We start from the raw sequence: 2,130 nt of genomic DNA, 5'->3' as shown, positions 1-2,130 counted from the left end.
CTGATTTTGTAAAGTTTAGTGGAGAAGATGAGCGCACCACTTGGGAACATATTAGTCAATACATAGCTCAACTAGGGGAGATTGGAAACTATGAAGCATTTAGAGTACGTTTGTTTTCATTGTCACTTACTGGTACTGCTTTTGCTTGGTTTTCTTCATTAGCCCCTGGTTCTATTATGAGTTGGAATCAACTAGAGCGTAAGTTTCATGATCATTTTTATAGTGGCAATCATGAGATGAAATTAGCAGATTTAGCATCGGTTAGACAGGGTCGAGATGAAACTGTCTCTCAATTTATGAGAAGATTTAAAGGCATTAAAAACCGTTGCTTTAATTTGTCTATTTCTGAAGTTGATCTTGCTGGCTTATGCTTTAGAGGTTTAAAATCTTCTATTAGAGAGAAGATAGATAATTGTGATTATTATTCGGTCGCACAAGTGCATATTAGAGCTGAAGTAGCTGAAGGCCGAATGAATAAAGAAAAAGAGAGTTTTAAGACACGTCGGTCTAATGTTCATATAGTTGATTATGAATCCGATGATTCGACCGACGATGATAATGATGTTTATTTAGCAGAATTTGTATGGCCTGCTAATAAGAAAACTGTGTCATACTCATCTCTTAAGCCGATTCATAAGAATCGGCAAGAAGACATAAAGTTTACTTTTGATGTGTCCAAATGTGATCGTATATTTGATGAATTGCATAAATTTGGTTACATCAAGATTTCTCATGTTATACCACCTACGGAAGAATTGAGGAAGCGTGCTTATTGTAAGTTTCATAATTCTTTTTCGCATGCTACTAATGATTGTAATGTCTTCCGTCGGCAGGTTCAATCGGCTATTAATGAGAGCCGTTTGAAGTTTCATGAGATGCAAGTTGATGAGACTCCTTTTCCGGTCAACACCATGGAGTTGCAGCAGCCCAAGGTTTTGGTTCGGCCGCATCAAGCCGAATCTACCAAAGGGAAGAACGTGGTGATTGGAGAAGAAAGACCGTCTTCAAAAGAGTCGGTTAGAGAAGTGACTTATGAGAAGACGGCTGATGGCAAAGAGTCGTTCAAGGTTACTGTGAAATCCTCTGGACAAGGGGGGCAAGGGCTGGTCGCTACTCCTGAACTGCGGGCGCCCGGGTCTAGTCTGCTATAGGCGGTCAGACCTGTTGCGCTAGGCGGTCAGACTGCCTGTCCTCATGGACGCCCAAAGATGCTGATTCCGAAGCGTCCAGAAGTTGGTACTTGGAAGATGAACGTGGCAAAGGAGCAGGGTGTTCAGAAGCCCAAAGTCACGTTTGATATGCTTTATGACAAGTACACCAAACAAAAGGCCGTTTCGAGCGATCGACCGTTAAAAAAAAGAATGAGATCACCGATTCAGAACAAGAGGGTTCCTTCGCCTCCTCGTATGAAGTTGGATCCGGTGTGGGATGACAATGGAGTGATGTGGGTGCCATATCATTCAAATGTGCAGCCTTCGTTTCATCCTGGCTGGGAAGGTCCAAGAAGACGTGTGCAGGACAGGATCATTTATCCCAGGAGAGACCGATTGGCTTTTCGTCAATCTGGTCAAGAGCGGGCACAGGCGGTTAGACCGCCTGTAACAGGCGGTCAGACCGCCCGTCAAGGTCAGCCGCCAAGACTTCCTTCGAGGCAGGTTTATCGACCTAAGAGGAAGGAGGAGGTGCAGAGCATGGATGTGGACTCAGAGAGGACTACTGAGTTCGACATTATTCAAGTTGGGACTATGGATGTTCCTATTGAGAAAAGTCTGGCTATGAAGCCGACTTCCAGTGAAAAGACGGTGGAAGATCAGGGGGCTAGTACTAGCAAGGTTCAGCAGCGCTTTCTTCCAAGGTGGTGTCCTGAAGGGTTGACTCGCACGCAGAAGAGGAAGCTTCAGAGACTCCGTTTTCGGGAAAGACAAGAGCAAGAGTTGGAGAAGCAAAGAGATGAATTCTTCAACCAGAGCAGGCCTATGATTCCTCAGAGGAAAGAGTGGAAGCCGAAGGAAGACCCGCAGGTTGTCCAACCGGCTGCACAGGCGGTCCAGACCGCCTGTCATTCTGAGTCAGCGGCCCAGGCGGTCAGACCGCCTGTACAGACGGTCAGACCGGGTGACGCAGAAGTGC

2 protein-coding genes are annotated in these 2,130 nt (G+C 45.7%); both read left to right on the top strand.

Annotated features, from left to right (window positions below):
- Positions 1-1,151: retrotransposon gag family protein (locus tag FA727_RS25580; RefSeq protein ID WP_136833900.1), on the top strand; the 1,151-nt coding region annotated here is incomplete at its 5' end.
- A 540-nt stretch (positions 1,152-1,691) separates the two neighbouring features.
- Positions 1,692-2,130: hypothetical protein (locus FA727_RS25575; protein WP_206663860.1), on the top strand; the 439-nt coding region annotated here is incomplete at its 3' end.

The organism is Robertmurraya kyonggiensis (genome assembly GCF_005116465.1).
Lineage (GTDB): Bacteria > Bacillota > Bacilli > Bacillales > Cytobacillaceae > Robertmurraya > Robertmurraya kyonggiensis.
This window is presented reverse-complemented; position numbering and strand designations above follow the sequence as displayed.